This is a genomic window from Nocardiopsis sp. NPDC006198 (genome assembly GCF_040613895.1).
GTDB lineage: Bacteria > Actinomycetota > Actinomycetes > Streptosporangiales > Streptosporangiaceae > Nocardiopsis > Nocardiopsis tropica.
In genome coordinates this window covers 47,685-68,866 of sequence record NZ_JBEXSY010000023.1, presented here as the reverse complement: position 1 = coordinate 68,866, position 21,182 = coordinate 47,685, and the positions used below count along the sequence as shown (strand labels likewise).

General features: G+C 70.5%; 20 protein-coding genes. 11 read left to right on the top strand and 9 right to left on the bottom strand.

What is annotated here, in order from left to right; translation table 11 throughout:
• Nucleotides 1–35 precede the first annotated feature (35 nt).
• Nucleotides 36–563 (bottom strand): ATP-binding protein, encoded by a 528-nt coding sequence (locus tag ABZ234_RS17630; protein WP_355012783.1) that lies wholly within the window; start codon nucleotides 561–563, stop codon nucleotides 36–38.
• 180 nt (nucleotides 564–743) lie between these two features.
• Here ABZ234_RS17630 and ABZ234_RS17625 point away from each other — a divergent pair, with 180 nt between their 5' ends.
• From ABZ234_RS17625 to ABZ234_RS17615, 3 genes are read left to right on the top strand one after another with little or no spacing between them, the layout of a single operon-like run.
• Complete coding sequence (locus tag ABZ234_RS17625; RefSeq protein WP_355012782.1) at nucleotides 744–1,571, top strand: helix-turn-helix transcriptional regulator; 828 nt, start codon at nucleotides 744–746, stop codon at nucleotides 1,569–1,571.
• Complete coding sequence (locus ABZ234_RS17620) at nucleotides 1,558–1,743, top strand: DUF397 domain-containing protein (protein ID WP_355012781.1); 186 nt, start codon at nucleotides 1,558–1,560, stop codon at nucleotides 1,741–1,743. Before ABZ234_RS17625 ends, ABZ234_RS17620 begins: the two co-directional genes overlap by 14 nt.
• Before the next feature lie 23 nt (nucleotides 1,744–1,766).
• The gene (locus tag ABZ234_RS17615; protein ID WP_330158410.1) at nucleotides 1,767–1,940 is read left to right on the top strand and encodes a DUF397 domain-containing protein; all 174 of its coding nucleotides are present in this window, start codon (nucleotides 1,767–1,769) and stop codon (nucleotides 1,938–1,940) included.
• Nucleotides 1,941–2,073: 133 nt separating this feature from the next.
• Here the strand turns inward: ABZ234_RS17615 and ABZ234_RS17610 are convergent, their stop codons facing one another.
• Complete coding sequence (locus ABZ234_RS17610) at nucleotides 2,074–2,883, bottom strand: DUF1963 domain-containing protein (RefSeq protein WP_355012780.1); 810 nt, start codon at nucleotides 2,881–2,883, stop codon at nucleotides 2,074–2,076.
• A 323-nt stretch (nucleotides 2,884–3,206) separates the two neighbouring features.
• On the opposite strand from ABZ234_RS17610, the gene ABZ234_RS17605 reads away from it, so the two are divergent.
• Both ABZ234_RS17605 and ABZ234_RS17600 read left to right on the top strand, forming a co-directional pair.
• Nucleotides 3,207–3,734 carry a hypothetical protein gene (locus ABZ234_RS17605; RefSeq protein WP_355012779.1) on the top strand — a complete coding sequence of 176 codons (528 nt, stop codon included), beginning with the start codon at nucleotides 3,207–3,209 and terminating at the stop codon, nucleotides 3,732–3,734.
• The gene (locus tag ABZ234_RS17600; protein WP_355012778.1) at nucleotides 3,731–4,207 is read left to right on the top strand and encodes an ATP-binding protein; all 477 of its coding nucleotides are present in this window, start codon (nucleotides 3,731–3,733) and stop codon (nucleotides 4,205–4,207) included. Before ABZ234_RS17605 ends, ABZ234_RS17600 begins: the two co-directional genes overlap by 4 nt.
• Nucleotides 4,208–4,464: 257 nt before the next feature.
• Here ABZ234_RS17600 and ABZ234_RS17595 read toward each other — a convergent pair whose 3' ends face one another.
• The gene (locus ABZ234_RS17595; protein WP_355012777.1) at nucleotides 4,465–5,214 is read right to left on the bottom strand and encodes an alpha/beta hydrolase; all 750 of its coding nucleotides are present in this window, start codon (nucleotides 5,212–5,214) and stop codon (nucleotides 4,465–4,467) included.
• Nucleotides 5,215–5,307: 93 nt separating this feature from the next.
• Here ABZ234_RS17595 and ABZ234_RS17590 point away from each other — a divergent pair, with 93 nt between their 5' ends.
• Nucleotides 5,308–5,856, top strand: a complete 549-nt coding sequence (locus ABZ234_RS17590) for a TetR/AcrR family transcriptional regulator (protein ID WP_355012776.1) — start codon at nucleotides 5,308–5,310, stop codon at nucleotides 5,854–5,856.
• 324 nt (nucleotides 5,857–6,180) lie between these two features.
• Here ABZ234_RS17590 and ABZ234_RS17585 read toward each other — a convergent pair whose 3' ends face one another.
• Together ABZ234_RS17585 and ABZ234_RS17580 are read right to left on the bottom strand one after the other, a co-directional pair.
• Nucleotides 6,181–6,573 carry a pyridoxamine 5'-phosphate oxidase family protein gene (locus ABZ234_RS17585; protein ID WP_355012775.1) on the bottom strand — a complete coding sequence of 131 codons (393 nt, stop codon included), beginning with the start codon at nucleotides 6,571–6,573 and terminating at the stop codon, nucleotides 6,181–6,183.
• A gap of 188 nt (nucleotides 6,574–6,761) precedes the next feature.
• The gene (locus ABZ234_RS17580) at nucleotides 6,762–7,802 is read right to left on the bottom strand and encodes an NAD(P)-dependent alcohol dehydrogenase (RefSeq protein ID WP_355012774.1); all 1,041 of its coding nucleotides are present in this window, start codon (nucleotides 7,800–7,802) and stop codon (nucleotides 6,762–6,764) included.
• Nucleotides 7,803–7,903: 101 nt separating this feature from the next.
• Here ABZ234_RS17580 and ABZ234_RS17575 point away from each other — a divergent pair, with 101 nt between their 5' ends.
• The 4 genes from ABZ234_RS17575 to ABZ234_RS17560 all read left to right on the top strand — a co-directional run bounded on the left by ABZ234_RS17575 (nucleotide 7,904) and on the right by ABZ234_RS17560 (nucleotide 13,577).
• Entirely contained in the window at nucleotides 7,904–8,791 is an 888-nt protein-coding gene (locus ABZ234_RS17575) for a helix-turn-helix transcriptional regulator (protein ID WP_355012773.1), read from the top strand.
• A gap of 251 nt (nucleotides 8,792–9,042) precedes the next feature.
• Complete coding sequence (locus ABZ234_RS17570) at nucleotides 9,043–10,941, top strand: DUF4328 domain-containing protein (protein WP_355012772.1); 1,899 nt, start codon at nucleotides 9,043–9,045, stop codon at nucleotides 10,939–10,941.
• A gap of 246 nt (nucleotides 10,942–11,187) precedes the next feature.
• Nucleotides 11,188–11,478, top strand: a complete 291-nt coding sequence (locus tag ABZ234_RS17565) for a hypothetical protein (RefSeq protein WP_355012771.1) — start codon at nucleotides 11,188–11,190, stop codon at nucleotides 11,476–11,478.
• Between the two features lie 185 nt (nucleotides 11,479–11,663).
• A complete protein-coding gene (locus ABZ234_RS17560; RefSeq protein ID WP_355012770.1) occupies nucleotides 11,664–13,577 on the top strand; it encodes a rhamnogalacturonan lyase in 1,914 nt (637 codons plus the stop codon).
• A gap of 155 nt (nucleotides 13,578–13,732) precedes the next feature.
• Here ABZ234_RS17560 and ABZ234_RS17555 read toward each other — a convergent pair whose 3' ends face one another.
• On the bottom strand, nucleotides 13,733–14,497 hold the full coding sequence (locus ABZ234_RS17555) for a DUF1963 domain-containing protein (protein WP_355012769.1): 765 nt from the start codon (nucleotides 14,495–14,497) through the stop codon (nucleotides 13,733–13,735).
• 192 nt (nucleotides 14,498–14,689) lie between these two features.
• Between ABZ234_RS17555 and ABZ234_RS17550 the strand changes: the two genes are divergently transcribed.
• Nucleotides 14,690–16,609, top strand: coding sequence for a S9 family peptidase (locus ABZ234_RS17550; protein ID WP_355012768.1), 1,920 nt, complete (start codon nucleotides 14,690–14,692; stop codon nucleotides 16,607–16,609).
• A 48-nt stretch (nucleotides 16,610–16,657) separates the two neighbouring features.
• Here ABZ234_RS17550 and ABZ234_RS17545 read toward each other — a convergent pair whose 3' ends face one another.
• The 3 genes from ABZ234_RS17545 to ABZ234_RS17535 all read right to left on the bottom strand — a co-directional run bounded on the left by ABZ234_RS17545 (nucleotide 16,658) and on the right by ABZ234_RS17535 (nucleotide 21,138).
• Nucleotides 16,658–17,086 carry a hypothetical protein gene (locus ABZ234_RS17545; RefSeq protein WP_355012767.1) on the bottom strand — a complete coding sequence of 143 codons (429 nt, stop codon included), beginning with the start codon at nucleotides 17,084–17,086 and terminating at the stop codon, nucleotides 16,658–16,660.
• A gap of 415 nt (nucleotides 17,087–17,501) precedes the next feature.
• The gene (locus ABZ234_RS17540; RefSeq protein WP_355012766.1) at nucleotides 17,502–18,347 is read right to left on the bottom strand and encodes a hypothetical protein; all 846 of its coding nucleotides are present in this window, start codon (nucleotides 18,345–18,347) and stop codon (nucleotides 17,502–17,504) included.
• Nucleotides 18,334–21,138 carry a hypothetical protein gene (locus ABZ234_RS17535; protein ID WP_355012765.1) on the bottom strand — a complete coding sequence of 935 codons (2,805 nt, stop codon included), beginning with the start codon at nucleotides 21,136–21,138 and terminating at the stop codon, nucleotides 18,334–18,336. Before ABZ234_RS17535 ends, ABZ234_RS17540 begins: the two co-directional genes overlap by 14 nt.
• Nucleotides 21,139–21,182: the final 44 nt, after the last annotated feature.

Genomic DNA, 21,182 nt, shown 5'->3' with positions numbered 1-21,182 from the left:
TCCCCCTTTCTTGTCGCGTCGTCACGGGCGGCACCTCAGATCCGGGCCTGCGGCCGGTCCAGCTCGAACCACACGGTGGTGCGGTTCCGGTCGTGGAAGGTCCCCCACCGGGCCGCCTGGACGTGCACGAGGCGGAGCCCCAGGCCGCCCTCCCTCTCCAGGTCGAGGGGGCGCATGTGCGGGGTGGAGCCCGCCTCGCCGCGCGGCCCCTGGTCGATGACCTTCAGCTGGACGCGGTCGGGGAACCGGTGGACGGTCACGGTCACGTGCCCTCCCTCGTCCCCGCTGCGCGAGTGGGTGATGGCGTTGTTGAAGAGTTCGCTGACCAGGTACTGGGCGGTGTCGGCGGTCGCGGGCGGCAGGACCGTGGCGATGCGCCTGCGCAGGACGGCGGCCTGTTCGGGGCGTCCGGCGACGGCCAGGGCGTGGCAGTCGGGGACCCCGCACGTGCGGTCGAGCACCATCGGCGCGCGGTCGTCGGGGTCGGTGACCCGGCGGGGCAGGGGCTCGGAGCCGCCGGTGTCGGGCTCGCGGTTCGGCACAATGCGGATGACTGGTCGCACCTGTATTCCCTCCCTGGGTCGGCCACTACGCGCGTGGCCCGTGGCACCACCCTGGGGCCGCCCGTGGGCGGGTTCCAGCGAAATCACCGAACGGTCACACTTAGTCGTTACAGGCCCTATCGGGTCGTGTCCTGGTCTTGCATGGGTCGTAGTGGCGATAACCCGGAAATGGGAGTCGTAGTGAGCCTCAAGGCCAACCCCAGGCGCAAGACCCTGGGCAGGAAGATCGCGGCGGCACGGAGCCAGGCCGGAATGACGCAGGGACAGGTGGCCAAGGCGCTGAAGGTCGTCCAGTCCACGGTGTCCGCGTGGGAGAAGGGCAGGCGCAGGCTGCCTTCGGACCGGGCCGCTGAACTGGATGACCTATTCGATTCCGGGGGTGCGATAAAGCGGGCCTGGAACACGGCGAACGAGCCCGACGCACTACCGCCCTGGTACACAGAGGTCGGGCAGCTGGAGCGGGAGGCGACCGAACTCCGGGAGTACCAGCCCCTCATCTTTCCGGGACTGATCCAGTGCGAGTCCTACACCAGGGGCCTGCTGGCCGACACGGTTCCGTGGTTCTCACCGAAGGAGATCGACCAGATGGTCACCCTGAGGATGGCTCGGCAGGAGGTGTTGGAAAGGCAGGAGAATCGGCCTCTGGTCTCGATCGTCGTAGAGGAGGCAGTGCTTCGCCGCGCAGTTCGAGGAGGACAGCCTGTCCTCATCGAACAACTCACTTCAGTCATCAAGCTGATCGACAAGGAGCAGATCCGCTTCCAGGTGATCCCATCCGACGCCGAGTGTCACCCAGGAGGTTCTGGACCGTTCTGTATCTACGCCTTCCCAGACAAACCAGTAGTCGCCTCAGCTGAACACATGAAGGGTGAAGCGCTCATGGATGACATGATGCAGGTGCAACACTGCGCGATGCTCTTCGGCATTCTCCAGGCGGAGGCGATGTCGCCCCGCGCCAGCCGGGAGCTGATCAGGAAGACCAAGGAAGTGCTCGATGACGAAGCGTGAACCCCAGTGGCACACGAGCAGCTACAGCGGAGGCGAGGGTCGTTGCATCGAGGTCGCGGAGGGGAAGGCCGTTCTGGTGCGTGACACCCAGAACCGCGCCCTCGGCCACATCGACTACACCGCCGAAGCGTGGGCATCATTCCTGCGCGGGGTGACCACCCACCGCGCCTGAGCCGACGAGGCAGAGGAGCCACCGTGAACGCCTGGCACAAGAGCACCCACAGCGGCGAAGCGGGCAGCTGCGTCGAGGTCGCCGAAGGAGAGTCGGTCCTGGTGCGCGACACCGAGAACCGACCCCTCGGCCACATCGACTACACACCCGAGGCCTGGGCGGCGTTCCTCGGCTCCACCACCTCCCTCATCCCCTGATCCCGGACATTAAGGGCGGCCGACCAGCCCGCTGGTCGGCCGTTCTCCCGATCCCGCCCCCATGACGGGGTGCCTCCGCCTCCGCACGCCGTCCGACTGACGAACCGACACCTCCACCGCCGGGGTCACCTCGTCAGTAGTAGTTCCACATGGCCACCCTCGCGCCCGCGAAGTCCCCCTTCTCCAGGTCGCTGCGCCGGATGATCCAGAACGGGCAGCCCTGGCAGTCGGGGTCCGCGTGCATGGCGTACTGCGCCTGGGCCAGCAGGACCCACTCCTCCTCCACCCTCTCCTCCGGTGACTGCATGATGGGAGGGTCCTGCGGGGAGTAGGCGTATCCGCCCAGGAGCAGATCGACCTCCCACACCAGCTTCCGCTTGTCATGGTGGTCCAGGCCGTACTTCCGGTAGACCCGTCGGACCTCCGGATCGTGGAGGGCATCGTCGTCATCCGCCGGCAGACTCCGGATGGGCCGGGCGTACAGGGGGCGCGGGTCCGTGTGGGGGGCGGTCCAGTACGCGGCCTCCTCCTCGTCCTCGAACTCCTCATCGTCCCCGAACACGGCTTCGGGAGCCCGTTCCACCGTGGCCGTCCCGGCCGGGACATGGACCACGTAGTTGCGGGTGTCCGGCTCGCCGCCCCCGTCGGCGTCGTGTTTGTTGGCGAAGAACAGCAGGTGCCCGTCCTCCGGCAGCGGGATGTCGAGGAACCCCCGAGGAAGGGCCGCGCAGTCGACCGACGCGACGAAGTGCGGGTAGGAGCCCCAGACGGCGTCCGGGGGAAGGGAGGGAAGCCCTCCGTACTGCCCGACCAGGACCCCGCCGTCCTCGGCCGAGGAGGTCAGCTCGATCTGGGGGCGGGCGAGGCCGAGAGCCAGGTCGATGGCGTGTTCGGGCACACCGGCCTCGCGGGCCGCTTCGCGATATTGCTCGGGACTCTCCATGCCGGACATGCTGCCTCTGCCGGAGGACACTCCGTCGCGCTCCGCACCCGCCTTTGGAACCCGGCCCCCAGGTCCCGGGCGGCGGTCTTCGCCCCCATCGCCCATATCCCCTGATCACAGACATAAAGACGGCCCACCGGCGAGCCGGTCGGCCGTTTTCTCAACTTTCCCCGCCTTACTTTCCCATACCTCCCCCATCCCACCCCCCGACCCCCTACTCTCTGTCTCGAAAAGCCAACTGCATCAAATGACCCCGCAACGGCTGAACACCGTTCGGGGTCGTGGCCAGCAACTCCAACCCTTTAACGACAAGGATTGCCAGCATGCGCCAGTTTAGCGCTGCGGCCCTGACCCCTGCCTTTCGGCTGGTCACGGCCCTGTTCACCGCCCCTCGCGGACGCCACGCCTCCCCCGGGCTGTTGCGTCGCCGCCGGTCCACCCGGGTCCGCCGCTACGCGCCCGTTCCCGTCCCGGCCCAGGCAGCCGCGCCTGACACCGTCACGGCCGCCGCTCCGCCCCCGGAAACACCTCACCGCCCGGTGCGGGACCTGGCTCCCCCGCGCCACACCGTCGAGGCCGAGGACGTCGCCCTCGTCCGGCCCTACTACGAGGCCCACGAGCGCGAACGGGGGCTGCTCCGCGTCCAGGCCGAGGCCAGCGCCCGCCTCCACGGCTGGGTCCCCCGGCCCCGCACCTCCGGCGACCTCCTCGCCGCCCCGTCACCGCTGCCCCTCTCGGCGTTCGGCCCGGCCCCGGCCCCCAGGACAGCCGCCCCGGCGACCTGGGGCGACCTGGCCGCCGCCACCGACGCGTGGGGCGGACGGCAGGCCCGGCAGGGGGTACCGGCATGAGGCCCCACGTCTTCTGGGAGCACCGCGTCTACCCCGGGCACCTGTCCGAGCTGGGGCGGGTCCGCGCGGACCTCGCCGCCGACCTGGCCGGGTTCGACCCGGACACGGTGGACACGCTCACCCTCGTCACCAGCGAGCTCTTCGCCAACTGCTGCAAGTACACCGACTCCGGCCACGAGGGCGGCGAGGTCCTGCGCGCGCTGTCCATGCCCGACCCGGGCACCCTGCGCGTGGGCCTGTCCGACTTCGGCGGAGGCGGCGGCGTCCCCGCCGTCCCCCACGGGCGGAGCGCCGACGAATGGGAGTGGGCCGAGGGGCAGCGCGGCCTGCTCATGGTCGAGAACCTGGCCTCCGCGTGGGGCCACCACCGGCTCGCGCCCTGGGCCGACCTGGGCACCCACGTGTGGGCGTCCCTGCCCGTCGATCCGGCCGGGGTCCCGCCGGGCCTGCGCCCCTACGTGTTCACCCGCTGAACCGCCCCGGGGTCCCCGTCCCGCCCTCCGGCGGCGCGGGGACCCCGTCCGGGAGCATTCCGGAGCACCGGCCACCCCCGTGCAGGATGTAGGAGTACACTTATTATAAATGCACTACTAAAAAATGAGATCCCGTTTACGCTGGTCACAGCGCTATATACGCCGACCGACGTCGTTCGGCGGGAACCCGTTCGACTTCACGCGAGGAATCCGCCCCGTGGGGAGCACCCCGCCGGAACAGCGGTCGCCCCCGCGACTCAGCCGGGCAGCGAATCCCAGAACCGGCGCAGGGCCGCCGCGCCCCGCTCAGGGTCCTGGAGCATCCAGTAGTGGGTCAGCCCGTCCAGCTCCTCGTACTCCGCCCCCAACTGCCGGGCCACGTCCCGGTCCTGGTCCGGGCGGGCCATCGGGTCCCCGGTCGGCACGAGCACGAGCCCCCGCGCCCCGACCGGGCCCTCGAACTCCCGGCCCCAGTCCGCGTGGAAGTTGGGCCACGCCGACCGGTAGAGCGCCAGGATGGCGGCGCTCATCACCTCGTCGTGGACCCCGTCGACCTCCTGCGCGAGTTCCGCGCTCATGCCCCGGGACCGGAGCACCTCCCCGAAGGTCGCCCCGCTGCCGGGGGCGGCCTCCCGCAGAGCCGCCAACGACTCCTCCCCCTCGGGGCTCTTCTGCCACAGCGTGGCCGCGTCGTGCCACTGGTACTCGGGGTGCCAGCCGTGGGCGACGTCGGAGACCCAGCTGCGGACCGGGACGTCGTGGGCGGAGACCACGCGCATGGCCAGGTGGGCTCCCCAGTCGTGGCCGACGAGGTCGACGGGCCCGCCGATGGCGCGGAGCTCGTCGGCCAGCCAGGCGGCGTACTCCTCCTTGCCGCGCATGCCGTCCGGTCGGGCGCTGCCGAAGCCGGGCAGGCGCAGGGCCACGCTCGGCTCGGGGACGAGGGCGCGGACGGCGTTCCAGACGGACGGCGTCTCGGGCACGCCGTGGACGAAGACGATGGTCATGCTGATCCCCCACAAGGAAGTTGATAAGCTATCGATTTCACCGTAGCACGAAAAGTTGATGAGTTATCAACTTCCTGGACCCGGGGGGCAGCCATGCGGGCGGACGTCGCGCGCAACAACCAGAAGATCTTCGAGAAGGCCCGGGAGGCGGTCGGCGCAGGCGAGACCGACCTCAAGCTCAACGAGCTGGCCCGCCGCGCGGGGGTCGGCGTCGGGACGGTCTACCGCCTCTACCCCACCCCGCGGGCGATGCTGGAGGCCGTGGTCGAGGAGGCCGTCACCGACCTCAACCGCGTGGCGGCCGAGGCGGTGGCCGACCCCGATCCCCGGCACGGCCTCGACGACTTCCTCCGGGCGGCCCTGACGGCAGCGCTCGACCAGCCCGGCCTGTTCGACGTCCTCATCACCGTCGAGGACGAGCGGGAGTCCCTGCGCCGGGCCAAGGGCGAACTGGTCGCGGCCACCTCGCGGCTCCTCGAACGCGCCCGCCCGGAGACGCCCCTGACCGGCGAGAACCTGCTCAAGCTGCTGTGCGGGCTGATCCACGCGATCACCGAGCACCCGGCCGAGCGCCGCCGGGCCGCCGCCGACGCCTACCTGCTCCTGCTCCGGAACGGCCTGGTCCCCGGCACCTCCGCCTGAGGCGACGGCTGCACCTGAGGCCGAACCCTCCGCCCGAGACGACGGCTGCTTTGAGGGGCGTCCGGGTACGGCGCGGCAGAAGGAGCGGGTCCAGGTCGGAGCCGGGCCACCCCCGGACGGGACCGCCGAGCAGGTCCATCACGCCCGCGACCTGCTGAGCCGCCCCCACAACTCGGTGGCCTCGATCGCCCGTCTGCTCGGGGTGTCCCGCTCGGCCCCGTACAAGCACGTGCCCGAGTTGTCGGGCGGCCGGTCCCCCATCCCAGCGCGGTAGCTACTCGCGGATTGCTCGTCCTGTTGCCGGGCGTTCGGGAGAAGCACCCCTTATTGGGCTGAACCGTCGAGCAACCAGCGCGTGACGGTGAGCCGCAGGAGCACCAGCGGTCCGGCGATGGACTCGTCGGTGATGTCGAAGCCGCCGAACTTGCGCGCGAAGCCCGCGACGACGCCCGGGTGCTCCGACATGTCGTCGATGATCTCGGCGCGGGTCTGTGCGACCAAGGAGTGCGGAGCAGAACCGTCGATGGCGACGGTCACCCGGTCGTTCAGTCTCACATTCGCGACTTTGCGGCTCGACACGGAACTGGTCACCCAGATGCTGTCCTCGTCGTGTACGAACCAGACGGGCACCGTGTGCGGTGAGTTGTCGGGGCGCACAGACGAAAACCATGCGATCCGGGCACGCGCGAGTCGCTCTGTGGTCTCTTCATCCACCATGACGGACACCTTTCCTCTCCATCGGATCGCCCTAGAAGGCGATGGTCACATAGCCGACCGGGCGTGATCGGCGAACCCGGTCGAGCAGGGGGCGTGCGCCGTTGCCTCGCGGCCCTGCTCGGGCAGGCCGGAGCGGTAGCGGGCGAACTGCTGGATTTGTGCCCAGCGGTTCGCCCACGTTTCACCGGTCAGATGGTGGCGGCGTCGATGACGAACCGGTAGCGGACATCGGACTCGAGGACACGCTCGTAGGCGGCGTTGACGTCGGCCGCTGCGATGAGCTCGACCTCGGGTGCGATGGCGTGCTCCGCGCAGAAGTCCAACATCTCCTGCGTCTCGGCGATGCTTCCGATCGAGGTCGCCGTGAAGGAGCGACGGTTGCCCATGAGGGCGAAGACCGAGACGGGCAGCGGCTCGGCGGGTGCTCCGAGGTTGACCATCGTGCCGTCGAGGGCGAGCAGCGAGAGGTACGCCTGGAGGTCGACCGGTGCGCTGATGGTGTTCACGATGAGGTCGAAGCTGTCGGCCAGCGTCTTGAAAGTGCTCGCGTCGCTGGTGGCGTAGTAGTGGTCGGCTCCGAAGCGGATGCCGTCCTCCTGCTTGTTCAGGGACTGCGACAGCACGGTCACCTCAGCGCCCATCGCGTGGGCGAACTTGACCGCCATGTGCCCGAGGCCGCCCATGCCGACGACGGCGACCCTCTTACCGGGGCCGACGTTCCGGTGGGCGAGGGGCGAGTAGGCGGTGACGCCCGCGCAGAGCAGCGGGGCCGCGGCCTCGTAGGGGATGTTCTCGGGAACACTGACCACGAAGTCCTCCACGACCACGATGTGCGTGGAGTAGCCGCCCTGCGTGATCGTGCCGTCGCGGTCGACGCTGCCGTAGGTCAGGGTGTTGCCCTTCAGGCAGTAGTTCTCCAGGCCGGCGAGGCAGTTGACGCACTCGCGGCAGGAGTTCACCATGCATCCGACGCCGACCCTGTCGCCGACCTTGTGGCGGGAGACCTCCGAGCCGACCTCTGTGACGGTGCCGACGATCTCGTGGCCGGCGACCAGCGGGTAGGCGATCGGGCCCCAATCGCCGCGGATGGTGTGGATGTCGGAGTGGCAGACGCCCGTGTAGGCGATGTCGATCAGCACATCGTTCGGTCCGACAGGGCGACGCTCGATCGTTGTGAGTGCGAGCGGGTCGGTCGGAGAGGTCGCGGCATAAGCCCGTGCAGTAGTCATGACCCCATGGAACAGCAGCGTCTCCCCTGGTGGCAGAGCCGCTTGATGGGGTCATCGGCAGTGACCCCCTCATCCGCCGGAGCGCAACTAGAATCGGGTTCGTGGACAACAGGGCCGAGATGCGCGAGTTCCTCGCTTCTCGCAGAGCGAGGATCCGACCGGAGGATGCCGGGCTCCCCGGAGGCGGCGGACGCCGGGTTCCCGGGCTGCGCCGCGAAGAGCTGGCCGCCCTGGCCGGCGTGAGCGTGAGCTGGTACACCAGGCTCGAGCGCGGTGACGCGACCGGCGCGTCCGACTCCGTGCTGAACGCGATCGCCGACACGCTCCAGCTCGACGAGCTGGAGCGCCGCCACCTCTTCCACCTCACCCGCGGCAGCCAGACCAGAGCGGCGAGAACTCGCGTCCGGCGCCCAGCGGTACCGGCTGTGCGCTCGACGCTGCAGCTGATCCTCGACCAGATGACAGACCTGCCTGCGATCGTGCAGAACGAGCGGGCCGACATCGTGGCGATGAACGCGCTCGCGCGGGCCCTCTACTCGGGACTGCTCTCCGGCTCGACCGGGCCCTGGAACCACGCCCGCTACATCCATCTCGACCCGGGTGCGAAGTCGTTCTACCGCGACTGGGACGAGGTCGCCGGCGACAGCGCGGCGATGCTCCATCTCACCGCCGCCAAGAACCCGCACGACAACGACCTGTCCAACCTGATCGGTGAGCTCGCCACCCGGTCCGATAACTTCCGTGTCCGATGGGCCTCACGCAACGTGCACGAGCACCGGGCGGGAACGAAGAGGGTCCACCACGAGATCGTCGGGGACATCGATCTGGTCTACGAGGCGCTCGCCCTGGCAGGAGAGCCCGGCCTCACGATGTACGTCAACGCGGCTGAACCCGGCAGCCCTTCAGCGGAGGCACTGCGCCTGCTCGCGGCATGGTCCATTCCGACGGAATCGTCCTCCCTGCCTCAGCAGAAGGAGAACCACGACTGACCGAACCCGCCGCGGAGCGGGACGGCCCCGGGCGGGACCACACACCGTTCGGGGCCGGGCCGCCCTGCCCCTCCGTCGGCCCTGATCCCGAGGCCCGGCCGGGCGCGGGCGCGGGCCCGGGACACCCCGGGCGGGACAGCGCCCCGCGCGGGTGTCCGCCCTGGCCGGATGCGGGCACAATGCCCCACAGGGGCGGATTTCTGGGATCATCAGGCCGTTCGGACACACGACCTCTGGCGGAGCGTGATCCCATGGCCACCCCCCTGCGCGACGGCGACCCCCTCAGGATCGGCCCCTACCGGCTGGCGGGGCGGCTGGGCACGGGCGGCATGGGGAGGGTGTTCCTGGGACGCTCACCGGGCGGGCGCCTCGTCGCCGTCAAGACCGTGCACCCCGAACTGGCCGAGGACCCCGAGTTCCGGCGGCGGTTCGCCGCCGAGGCGACCGCAGCGAGGAAGGTGGGCGGGTTCTACACCGCGCAGGTCGTGGACGCCGACCCCGACGCCGACCCGCCCTGGCTGGCCACCGCCTACATCCCCGGCCCCTCCCTCCACCGGGCCGTGGCCGACCACGGACCGCTCCCGGCGGAATCGGTGGCCGTGCTGGGCGCGGGACTGGCCGAGGGCCTGGCGGCGGTGCACGCCTGCGGGGTGGTGCACCGCGACCTCAAGCCCGCCAACGTCGTCCTCGCCGAGGACGGGCCCCGGCTCATCGACTTCGGCATCGCCCGCGCCCTGGACGCCACGTCCTTCACCCGGACCTCCACGGTGCTGGGAACGGCCGCGTTCATGTCCCCCGAACAGGCGCGCGCCCTGCCGGTGGGCCCGGCCTCGGACGTGTTCTCGCTGGGGTGCGTGCTGGCCTTCGCCGCCACGGGGCGCAGCCCGTTCGGGCAGGGCCCGGCCCACGCTGTGGCCTACCGGATCGTGCACGAGGCCCCGGACCTGGGCGGCGTTCCGACCACCCTCGCGGCCCTGGTCGCCGGATGCCTGGCGAAGGAGCCCGACGACCGCCCCGGGGTCGGCGGGGCGCTGGAGGAACTGGCCGCGCTCACGGCCTCCCTGCCCGCGCCCGTCCACGAGCGGTGGCTCCCCGAGGAGCTGACCCGGGTCGTCGCCGCACGCCGGACCCTCGCGCTGACCGCGGTCGTCCCGGAGGCGGACACTCCGGAGGAGGCCGTCCCGGCCATGGGAACCCCCGCCATGGGAACCCCGGCCGGGGGTGTCCCGGAGGGGGACGCCCCGGCCCGAGGAGTCCCGGGAGGGGACGCCGCCCCCGAGGGGCGCGCCGCACGGGGAGGCCGGCCGGGGGGATCCGACCCGCAACCGGTTCCGGCGTCGGGCGGCCACCGCGGAACCGCTCCGCGCCCGCCCGGCGTCCCCGCCCCGGGCCACCCGGTCGATCCGGTCGGCCCCGACGGACCGCCGGCGCCCCTGCTGGTCCACGAACGCCGCCGCGCACGCGGCGAGGCCCCGCCGCGTCCACCGCGCGGGGAGCAGGCCGCCGTCCACTGGCTGCTCGTCCTCTTCGCGCTCGCCGCCGCGGTCGCGGTCGTCCACCAGCTCGTCGTGGCGGCCGAATCGGGCGTGGAGCTGAGCGGCCACGCCTATGCGGCGTCGAGGGAGCTGTGGGGGTGGCGGACCTTCGCCCTCGCCCTCTGGTACGTCCAGATCGCCCTGGGCGCGGGGCTTCTGGTGGCCTGGACGGTCTGGTTCCTGCGCGTGCGCACGCTCGCGGAGTCGTTCGCCCCCGGGCGTCTGCGCTACCGCCCGCGCATGGCGGTGCTCGGCTGGTTCGTCCCGGTGGGCAACCTCTGGCTCCCCAAGCAGATCGCCGACGACGTCTGGCACGCCTCCAGCCCCGCGGACCGGGGCGGGCGCACGGCCCCGGCCGGGGTGGTCCACCTCTGGTGGGCGCTGTGGCTGCCCGCCCTGGCGACCTGGCCCCTGTTCTGGACCCCGTGGGCGCTGATGATCGAGGAGAGGCACGGGATCGGCGACTTCGGCTCCATCGAGGTGTACGAGTTCGAGTTCCTGCCGATGGCCTGGGCCGCCCTGGCCGCGCACGCGGTGGCGGTACCGGCGGCGGTCGCCGCGGCCGTCTTCGTGCGGCGGCTGACCGACATGCAGGCGGCCAGACTCGGCGGCTGACCGCCCCTCGCCCCGGGACCGGTCCTGTGCCCGGTCCTGTGCAGCGCCCGCCCGTGTCCTCCGTGGCCCGGCGCAGGCCCCGGCCCACGGAGGGCGAGCGGTCCGGCCACCGGGCCACCCGGTCGCAGAGAATTCGGTCGCTTGCCCCGTATGCGGCGTGACCTGCGCCCCAACAGCACGCCGGGCGGTTTCTCCACTTGCAGGCGTGGACATTATGTGCTCAATACATCACCCGAAGTGATCGGAATGCCCGTGAAGCACACCATGGCCGCACTGCTCCTCACATCCTTCTCCACCCTCGCCCTCGGGGCCGCTCCGGCGCAGGCCGCCGAGGGCGCCCTCGTCATCAACGGCACGGAACACCGGGACCCCCGGGGCTGCTACGACACGGACCGCTGGCCCCTCGTGGTCGACAACCGGACCGACGGCCCGGTCCACGTCTTCTCGGACCCGGGCTGCACCGGCAGATACGTCACGACGGTGGACCCGGGCGAGCGGAAGGTCGACGAACACGGCCAGAGCGTCCACGTCGCCTGACCCCGCCCGCCCCCGCGCCGACGGGGGCGGGCGGCGGCGCGTCCGGTTGCAGGGATTCCCCCTGAGTCGCCGCCGTGTTACGTTCTGTTCCCGACACGCCTGGTAAGCGCTTGCCTACATGCGTGCCGACCCCCGGCGGAGCGGGGCCGCACACCCCGCCCGCGACCCCCCGAGAGAAGGAACCCATGCCACCCCCCGCTCACCGACGGCGCCGGACCGCCGTCACGGCAGCCACGGCCGCCGCGCTGGCCCTCGGCGCCGGCGCGCTCACCCTCACCGACCCCGGAAGCGTCGCGACCGCGACGGCCGCACCCTCCTCCTCCGACACCTCCGACGCCCCCGCCGGGGCACGCGTGGCCGAGCGGCTCGACCGCGGCGTCGTCAGCGTCGGCGGCCCCGACGGCAACCTCGTCACCTGGCGGCTCCTCGGCGGCGACGACCCCGCCACCGCGTTCAACGTCTACCGCGACGGCGAACTCATCACCCCCGAACCCCTCACCGGGGCGACCAACCACCTCGACCCCGACGCCCCGGCCGACGCCGCCTACACCGTCGCCGCGGTCGTCGGAGGCCAGGAGCAGCCCCCGTCCGCGCCCTCGCTCACCTTCGCGGACGGCCACCTGGACGTCCCCCTGGACCGTCCCGAGGGCGGCAGCGTCAACGGCTCCGCCTACACCTACGACGCCAACGACGCCTCCGTGGGCGACCTCGACGGCGACGGCCGGTACGAGATCGTCCTCAAGTGGGACCCGACCAACGCCAAGGACAACTCCCAGAGCGGGCCCACGGGCCCCGTGCTCATCGACGCCTACACACTCGACGGCACCCGCCTGTGGCGCATCGACCTGGGCGCCAACATCCGGGCGGGCGCCCACTACACCCAGTTCCAGGTGTACGACTACGACGGCGACGGCAGCGCCGAGATCGCCATGAAGACCGCCGACGGCACCCGCGACGGCGAGGGGACGGTCATCGGCGACGCCGGGGCCGACCACCGCAACTCCGGCGGGTACGTGCTCAGCGGACCCGAGTACCTGACCGTGTTCGAGGGCGCCACCGGCCGCGCCCTCGACACCGCCGACTACGCCCCCGGGCGCGGCAACGTCGCGGACTGGGGCGACAACTACGGGAACCGGGTCGACCGGTTCCTCGCCGGGACCGCCTACCTGGACGGCGAGAACCCCAGCATGGTGTTCTCCCGCGGCTACTACACCCGCGCGGTCATCGCCGCCTGGGACTTCCGCGACGGCGAACTGACGCGGCGCTGGGTGTTCGACTCCGACGCCCCGGGCAACGGGGCCTACGCAGGGCAGGGCTTCCACAGCCTGTCCGTCGCGGACGCCGACGGCGACGGGCGCGACGAGGTCATGTTCGGCGCCGCCGCCGTGGACGACGACGGAACCGGCCTGTGGGAGACCGGCCACGGGCACGGCGACGCCCTGCACGTCGGCGACTTCGTCCCCGACCGGCCCGGCCTGGAGGTGTACGGCGTCGGCGAGAACACCGCCTCCCCGGACGCCTGGCTCGCGGACGCGGCCACCGGCGACGTGCTGTGGACCCTCGGCTCCGGCAACGACAACGGACGCGGCGTGGCGGGAGACGTCTGGGCGGGCAGCCCGGGGGCCGAGTTCTGGTCCTCCAGCGTGTCCGGACTGCGCGACACCGACGGCGACGAGGTCGGGCCCAAGCCCGGCTCCGCCAACTTCCTGGTGTGGTGGGACGGCGACGGGAGCCGCGAACTGCTCGACGGGACCCGGATCGACGAGTACGACCCGGACGGGAGCACCCGCCTGCTCGACGGGCAGGGCGTCTCCTCCAACAACGGCACCAAGGCGACCCCCGCCCTGTCCGGCGACATCCTCGGCGACTGGCGCGAGGAGGTCGTCTGGCGCACCGCCGACAACACGGCCCTGAGGATCTACTCCACGCCGCACGAGACGGACCTGCGCGTCCCGACCCTCGTGCACGACACCCAGTACCGGGTGGCACTGGCCTGGCAGAACACCGCCTACAACCAGCCGCCGCACCCGTCGTTCGCCCTCGGCGACGCCACGGCGGGGGGCGCCGCGGCGCCCTGGCCGGACATCCGCCACCCCTGACCCGTCGGTCCTGCGGGACACGGCGGCCCGCCCCGCGCGGGGCGGGCCGCGGTGTCCGCGGGCCGGTCGGCGGACGGGTGGGCGGGAAGGCGGCCCGTCCGCCGGCTGCCGCGCCGGGGCGTGCGGTCCGGGGCGTGCGGAACGCCGGAACCGCCTCAGTGGTAGGTCAGCGTCACCAGGGCCGCCGCCGCGAAGTTCCCCGCCCCGAGCTCATCGCGCTGGATGATCCAGAACGGGCACGCGGTGAACCCCCGGTCCTCGGGCATGTCGAGCTGGGCCTGGGCCAGCAGCACCCAGCCCCCCTTCTCGTCCTCCGGGGAGGAGCCCATGATCGGGGGGTCCTGCGGCGAGTAGGCGTACCCGCCCAGGAGCAGGCTGTCGTCCCAGGACGGCATCCTGTGATCGTGATCGCCCAGCCTGTACTCCCGGTAGAGGAGCCTGGTCTCCGGGTCGGAGAGGACGGCGTCGTCGGCGGGCGTCGGAAAACTCCGGACGGCCCGGGCGTAGAGGGGGCGCGGGTCGAGAGCGGGGAGGGCGCCCTCGGGGAGCGCCCGCTCGGTCGTGGGCGTCCCCGCGGGGATGTGGATCACGGCACGGGAGTCCTCGATCAGCACGGCCCCCTCGGGGTCGGTCCTGTTGGCGAAGAACAGCAGGCGTCCGTCACGCGGCAGCGGGAGGTCGAACCCGTCCGGGGGGAGGGCCGCGCAGTCGACCGTCGCGACGAGGTCCAGCCCGCCGCCCCACTCGACCCCCGCGGGGAGGGAGGGGAGACCGCCGTACCTCCCGGCCGGGACGCCGCCGTCGGCGTCCGACGTGGTCAGCTCGGTCTGGGGAAGGGTGAGGCGCAGGGCGTGGTCGATGACGTGTTCGGGGACGCCCTTCTCGCGAGCCGCGTCCCTATAGGTCTGGGGGTTGTCCATACCGGACATGCTGCCGCAGCCGGAGGACACTCGGCGCGGGCCCGGACCGCCGTCCCGCCGGATTGACCGTGCCCCTACGTCATGGTGTTGCGTTGGTTCCGGGGCCGTCCGCGGGAGGGCCCCGGGCGGCGGTGCGCACCGCACGGGGCGCGCCGCACGCTCACGCGACGCCGACCCCGACTGGAGCACCGGATGACCCAGACAACGAGCCGAGAGTCCCTTCCGACCCTGTTCGACGTCGAGGAGTTCTTCGCCGACCCGGAGTTCTCCGGTGCGTCGATCTCGCCCGACGGAACCCGGATCGCCTACCTGGCGCCGAAGCACGGCCGCACGAACGTGTGGGTGCGCGGCGTCGGGGAGAGCCACGAGGACGCGGTGTGCGTCACGCACGAGACCCGGCGCGGCGTCCACACCTACCACTGGACCGACGACCCGCGCTGGCTCCTGTACCTCCAGGACACCGACGGCAACGAGGACTGGCACCTCTACCGGGTGGACCTCCACGCACCGGACGAGCCCGCCGTCGACCTCACGCCCATGGCCCCGGGCTCCCGCGTGGCCGTCGTCGAGCCGCACAAGCCCTCGCCCGGCAGCGTGCGGGTCTGGATGAACCTCAGGCCCATGCTCTTCGACGTGTTCCGGATCGACGTGGCCACCGGCGAGACGACCGTGCTCGTGGAACAGACCGCCCCGACCAGCAACACCCTGGTCGACAGCGAGGGGGAGCCGGCCTTCCACGTGGAGGTGGCCGACGACGGCACCCACTCCTTCTACGCGATCGACGGCGCGGAGGGGGACAAGCGCCTCCTGTCCCGGCAGGGCGGCCCGGAGTACCCGTACGGGCTGCCCCTCCAGCTGGTGACCCCGGACGGGAAGGGCCTGCTGCTCGGCTCCCACCGGGACTCCGACGACATGCGGGTCGTCCGCCTCGACCGGGAGACCGGCGAGGAGACCGTGGTCGCCGCCGTGGACGGGCACAGCCTGTGCACCATGGGGATGGTGTCCCCCGGACTGCCCCCCGCCCTGTACTTCAGTCGGCGCACCGGGGAGGTCATCGCGGCCCGCTTCGTGGGCGACCGGCCGAGGATCGAGGTGCTGGACCCGCACTTCGCCGAGGTGTACGCCGAGCTGTCCAAGCTCTCCGACGGCGTGCTCGGATCGGTGTCCTCGGACGAGTCCGAGCAGCGGTGGGTCGTCTCCTTCGTCCACGACCGCGACCCGGGGGCGACCTGGTTCTACGACCACGCGACCCGGGAGAGCAGGCTGCTCTTCCGCCCGCACGCGAAGCTGGACCCCGCCGAGCTGGCCCCCATGACCCCGGTCCGGTTCCCGGCCCGGGACGGTCTGCCGCTGCACGGGTTCCTGACCCTGCCGCTCGGGGCGGCGCCCGAGAACCTGCCGCTGGTGCTCTTCGTGCACGGCGGGCCCTGGGCCCACGACACGTGGTCCTTCGACAAGACGGTGCAGTTCCTGGCCAACCGCGGCTACGCGGTGCTCCAGGTCAACTTCCGGGGCTCGACCGGCTACGGCAAGCGGCACATCTCCGCCGCGATCGGCGAGTTCGCCGGGAAGATGCACGACGACCTCATCGACGCCGCCGACTGGGCGGTGGCCCGGGGCTACGCCGACCCTGCCCGCATCGGCATCGCCGGAGGTTCCTACGGCGGCTACGCGGCGCTCGTCGGCGTCACGTTCACCCCGGACTACTTCGCCGCGGCGGTGGACTACGTGGGCATCTCGGACCTGGCGAACTTCATGCGCACCCTGCCGCCGTTCCTCAAGCCCAGCATGGCCAACAACTGGTACCGCTACGTCGGCGACCCCGACATCCCGGAGCAGGAGGCCGACATGCTGGCCCGCTCGCCCATCACCATGGTCGACCGGATCCGCACCCCGCTGCTCGTCGCCCAGGGCGCCAACGACGTCCGCGTGGTCCAGGCGGAGTCCGACAACATCGTCGGACCCCTGCGTGCGCGCGGGGTGCCCGTCGAGTACATCGTCGCCGAGGACGAGGGGCACGGCTTCGCGAACCCCGAGAACCAGGTGATGCTCCACCGCGCCATCGAGAGGCACTTCGCGGAGCACCTCGGCGGGCGGTCCGGGGCGCTGTAGGACCGGCTGGTGGCGGGGTGGGGGTGAGGGTCGGGTCGGGTGTGCGGACTACCCGGCCCCGCCCCGCGCCGCCTCGACCTGCTCCCTCAACCAATCGGGGACGAACCCCTCGGCCCGGGGAAAGGTCTTCAGGTCGTCCGCGAAACCCTCGGGGCTCGGGCGGAACGTGAAGTCCGGGTACTCGTCGTAGTTGAAGTCCACGCTGTACTTCGAGGGGGGCACGATCGTGTACTCGACCGAGAACCACGTCCCCTTCCCCTCCTGGTACATCCCTGCCCGCAGCCTTGCGAGCTTCGAGAGAACCGTGACCGGGCAGTCCACCATTTCGGACTCGCCGTTCGAGTATTCAACCGTAAGACTGTCGGTTGCATATTTAGCAACAGCGGAGTACTCATAACGGAGCCGCTCCCAGCCCTCAGGGGCAAACCCAAGAAGATCTTCACCGATCCCCTGAAGGATCTCCTGCTGCTCGATCATTCCCAAACCACCGACCGGCAGACGCCCACCCATTCCCCAACCCTCCCTTTTGACTGCCCGAACTCGCCTTCCACTGCCACAGACGCCTGGCCTCCCTTAATTTTTCCATCAGCCAGGAAGGCATCCTTTCGACAGTCCTCGCAAAATATCGAAGCCTCAGACCGCCATAACACCCATCAAAGGTGCCAGACCATGAGCACAGGCATCATCTGAGGGGTTATTCTAACCTGACATCGCCCGGAGAATTCTTGGCGACCTTCGCGTAAGTCTCCGCGTGCCCCCGGTCAAACCCCTCGTCCAGGTACATTTGGACCAGTTCTTCGATCTCGTATTTCTCAGGATCTCTTACCACGATGAACAACGACTTCTCCGTTTTCTGAGGGTTCGGCCTGACCATATATTCCCAGCCAGGAATCTACAGCCACGGAGCCGGGCGCTCCTCCCCGGTCTCGGGATCCCGCAGCAAGCGCTCCGGAGGAAAGACCTCCTCCTTCGCTATGTTCCCCGCCTCGTCCATCCCACGGAAGATGATGCGGTTGCCCAGCGCGTCGTAGATCGTCTCGGAGAGAAGCCTCCCCTCCTCGTTCCACTCGTGCCAAGGCCCGACCGGACCATAGGGATCTCGGGTAACCCCCTGGGTCACGAGTTTTCCGCTGGGCGACCACACTAGAAAAGGTCCGTCCTCGGCCCCTTCTACAAAAGTCCGCATCTCGGCCCGCCCGGATCCTTCAACGAGCACCGCTTCGCCTGTATAGGCAGCACCTTGATACGTCACTCGACCCTCGAAGTCCAACTCCCCCATCCCGACAGCTTCCACATAACCTTCACGCCCTGGAATCCCAGGATGGGAAGGAACAGATCGCCAAGGTCTGAAAAGATTTTCCCCTGTCTCGGGATCCACGAACGGCGCACGCGGCGGATTCTCCTCGAAGTGAACAAGAATTCCCGCTTCGTCCCATCTCCGTAGAACCCTCAGACTCCCGTCAGAGTAGTCCGAGACACCTTCTTCACGGAGCCTTCCGTTTTCGTCCCAGAAGAAATATGGACCAAGGGAAATATTTCCGACACGGTTGGAGTACTCAAGGGCCACGCCGCGTTCATTCAGTAGGAAAACCGGACCGAGGGCGTAGCCCTTCACGAAGGTCTGGTAATGCGTGAACCTCCCGTCTTTCTCAACGGCCTGCCCGGTGAAACTTCCCCCTGGAATCCTGACTGAAATCTCATCCAGGTAATCGAGCTCTTCCGAATCAACTCGCCTCACGGGGAGGACCATCCCTTCCGACCAGCTCGCACGCCTCATTCGTTGGAGGCCAGGTGTTCTTCCCCACCCGGGGGGCGGGAACCCCTTCGGTGATTCTATAGCAGTTCGCACAACAAGGGCAGTCGCCGGGCCTTTCTGCCTTCAGAGTGAATCTATTATCCAACTGGAACTCCCCCACGATAACCTCCGTTCCAGCCGCTTCCCTCTCCTGGAGCAACCGATTGAGGGCCTTCACCTCCGCATGGCGCGTGGGAGTGTCCCCATGGGGGTAGGGGGTATAGCGCACCACCTCTTGATTCTCGTTGTACTGGGGGTAGCCGGAGCCCGGCACCCGAGGATCCACAGGGCGATGCATTTGTGCAATCCGATCCCGGATCAACCCATGCAATTCAACATCGGGGATGCTCGTACCATTACTGTGCCCGTTGAAGCCTTCCGCAACAAGCCCTGATCGCCTGTCGATGACGATCGCGTTGACCGCCCCGCCCTTCTTGCCGAGAGAGGCATCACTCAATCCATGCCGTTCCTTGAACTCGGCCATCTCATTCCCCCTGTGCACCACCAGCCTCTCAAGCCAAACCTTGATATCGATTCCGTTGACTTCCAGAATGAGACCGCGATCATCCCTTCTCGTCACCATCCCATCTAGAACCTCGCCCAAGATTCTTCCCCTGGACGCAAACTCACGAAGCTTCATCGGGTCGGCGGTCGGCAGCTTGTCCTGATACGCCTCAGGATAAGTTCCTCCCCTTGTACCCAGGCCGAAATCCTCGATCAGAGAACTTCTGTCCTCGGCACGTTCATCGAGTTCCCCGGCCACTTCCCTGACCGGCTCCGGGACGATGACATCCGATGCCCCGTCTCCGGCACCGTCGTCGACATTGCGGAACTCGAAGCCCTCACCCACCGGAAAAGTGGTGGGAGGTTCTTCTGGGCTCGGAAGCAGAGGGGCCCCTTCGGCCTGGCGAGGGGTGCCGCCTCCGTGACCAGTGCTCGGACCGTCGGGGACCGGGGCGGGGCTTGCGGCAGTGGTTCCGTCGCGGGGCGTCGAGGCGGGGGTGGCGGGTCGCGGATCCGGGTCGTGGGCGGCGCTGATGCGGAAGTCCTGGTCGGAACGGTCGCCGGTACCGTCCCCGCCGGGGACCTCCGTCCCCCCGCCCCGGGCACCGGCACCGACCGGCACCTCCTCACGTGCGAGGAGCCATGCGGGCCGCGCGTCGGCGTCCATGCCGCTGTAGCGCTCGACGTCGGCGACGAGCTCGGCGACCCTCACGTCGTCGCCGCGACCGGCCGGGACCGCCGTCGCGGGCGCCCCGGCCCTGCCGTCCGGAACACCCCCGTCCCCCGCGTGGACAGGCACCGGCACCGGTCCGGTCCCGGGCTCCGGTCCGGCCCCGGGCCCGCCGCTCCCGTCGGGCTCCGGCGCGCCCTCCACCACCTCCCAGTGGGCGAACCGCGCCGCCATCCCCGTGCGCAGCTGGTCCAGACGCAGCCCGATGCCGGTGGAGGTGTCGGAGAACCCGGTCCTGATCCCGCTCAGCGTCTGGGCCAGGCTGAACCCCGGCCGGGCCGCGGCGCCCGGCTCCCAGGCCACCCCCGGGCGCTCCAGCACGTCGATGTCCGGGAGGTCGGGCCCGCCACCGCCGATCCGGCTGAGCAGCATGCCGCCCCTGACGGGGAACGCCACCACGGTCAGCGCCAGGTTCCCGCCCGCCGTGGACAGCGTGTACGCGGGCCGGTCCTCCCACTCCCGCCAGGGGAACAGGTCGTGGCCGACCTCCGTCCACGCCGCCCCGGCGTTCTCCCGCCAGGTCCGCCCCGAGCCCTCCTCGGAGTCGAACGGGTTCATCCACCCGTCCTCGCCGTACATCCCGACGAGCGCGCCGTACCCCTGGAAGGCCTCCTCCTTGTGGGTGACGGCGTTGTCCACCGCCTCGCCGACGCTGCCGGCCCACCCGCTGCCCGCGCGCCACAGCCCAATCGAGGACAGGGCTCCCACACCGAGGCCCCAGGCCATCCCGACGCCGAAGTGCTCCTGCTGGGCGGCGAACGCGTCGGCGGCCCAGTCGAGCGGCCACGGCTTGTCCGACCCCGTGAGGTGGGCCCAGCCCTCCTCCCCCGCGCGCTGCCACTCGGAGAACTCGGTGAGGTCGAACGCGATGTCGGGGACCTTGTCCGGGTCGAGGCCGTAGACGATCTCCCGGGGACCGGGCGCCTCATCGCCCACGGCCGTGTAGGTGTTGCCCTGCCCGTTCACCGCGGAGATGGCGGTGGCGCACTCCCTCTCCGCCTCCTGGAACGTCGCCCAGACGATGTTGGCCCACAGCTTCAGGGAGCGGTTCTTGCCGTAGTGCCACGGGTTGAGCGCCCAGAACTCCTCGTCCCGCACCTCCTCCACGAAGGCCACGGCGTCGTCCCTGATGTTGCGCAGCCGGGTCCGGGCGCTCTCGGCCTCCTCGGCGAAGGTCTCCAGCGCGGTCACGACCGCGGAGACGTCCTCCAGGACGGTGTCGCCCTTGCGGGCGACCGGGCCCATCGCGGCGAGGAGGGCCTCCGACTCGGGAGCGGTGTAGTGGGCCTGGAGGGCCTGCCACGAACTCTCGACCCCCGCGCCTCCCTCCGCGACCTCCTCCGCGGCGGCCCTGAGGTTCGCCGCGGCCGTCTGGAGGACCTCCACCGAGGTGCCGGGCACGGGAATGGCCTCGGGGACGATCAGGACGGTGAAGTCGTTGTCGAGGGGCTGCTGGTTCCGGGGGTCGGGCTCGGGTCTCGTCACGTCGACAGGGGGCATGGCGACTCCGTGGGGAGGAGGTGGGGGATCCGCCGCCGGGCGGG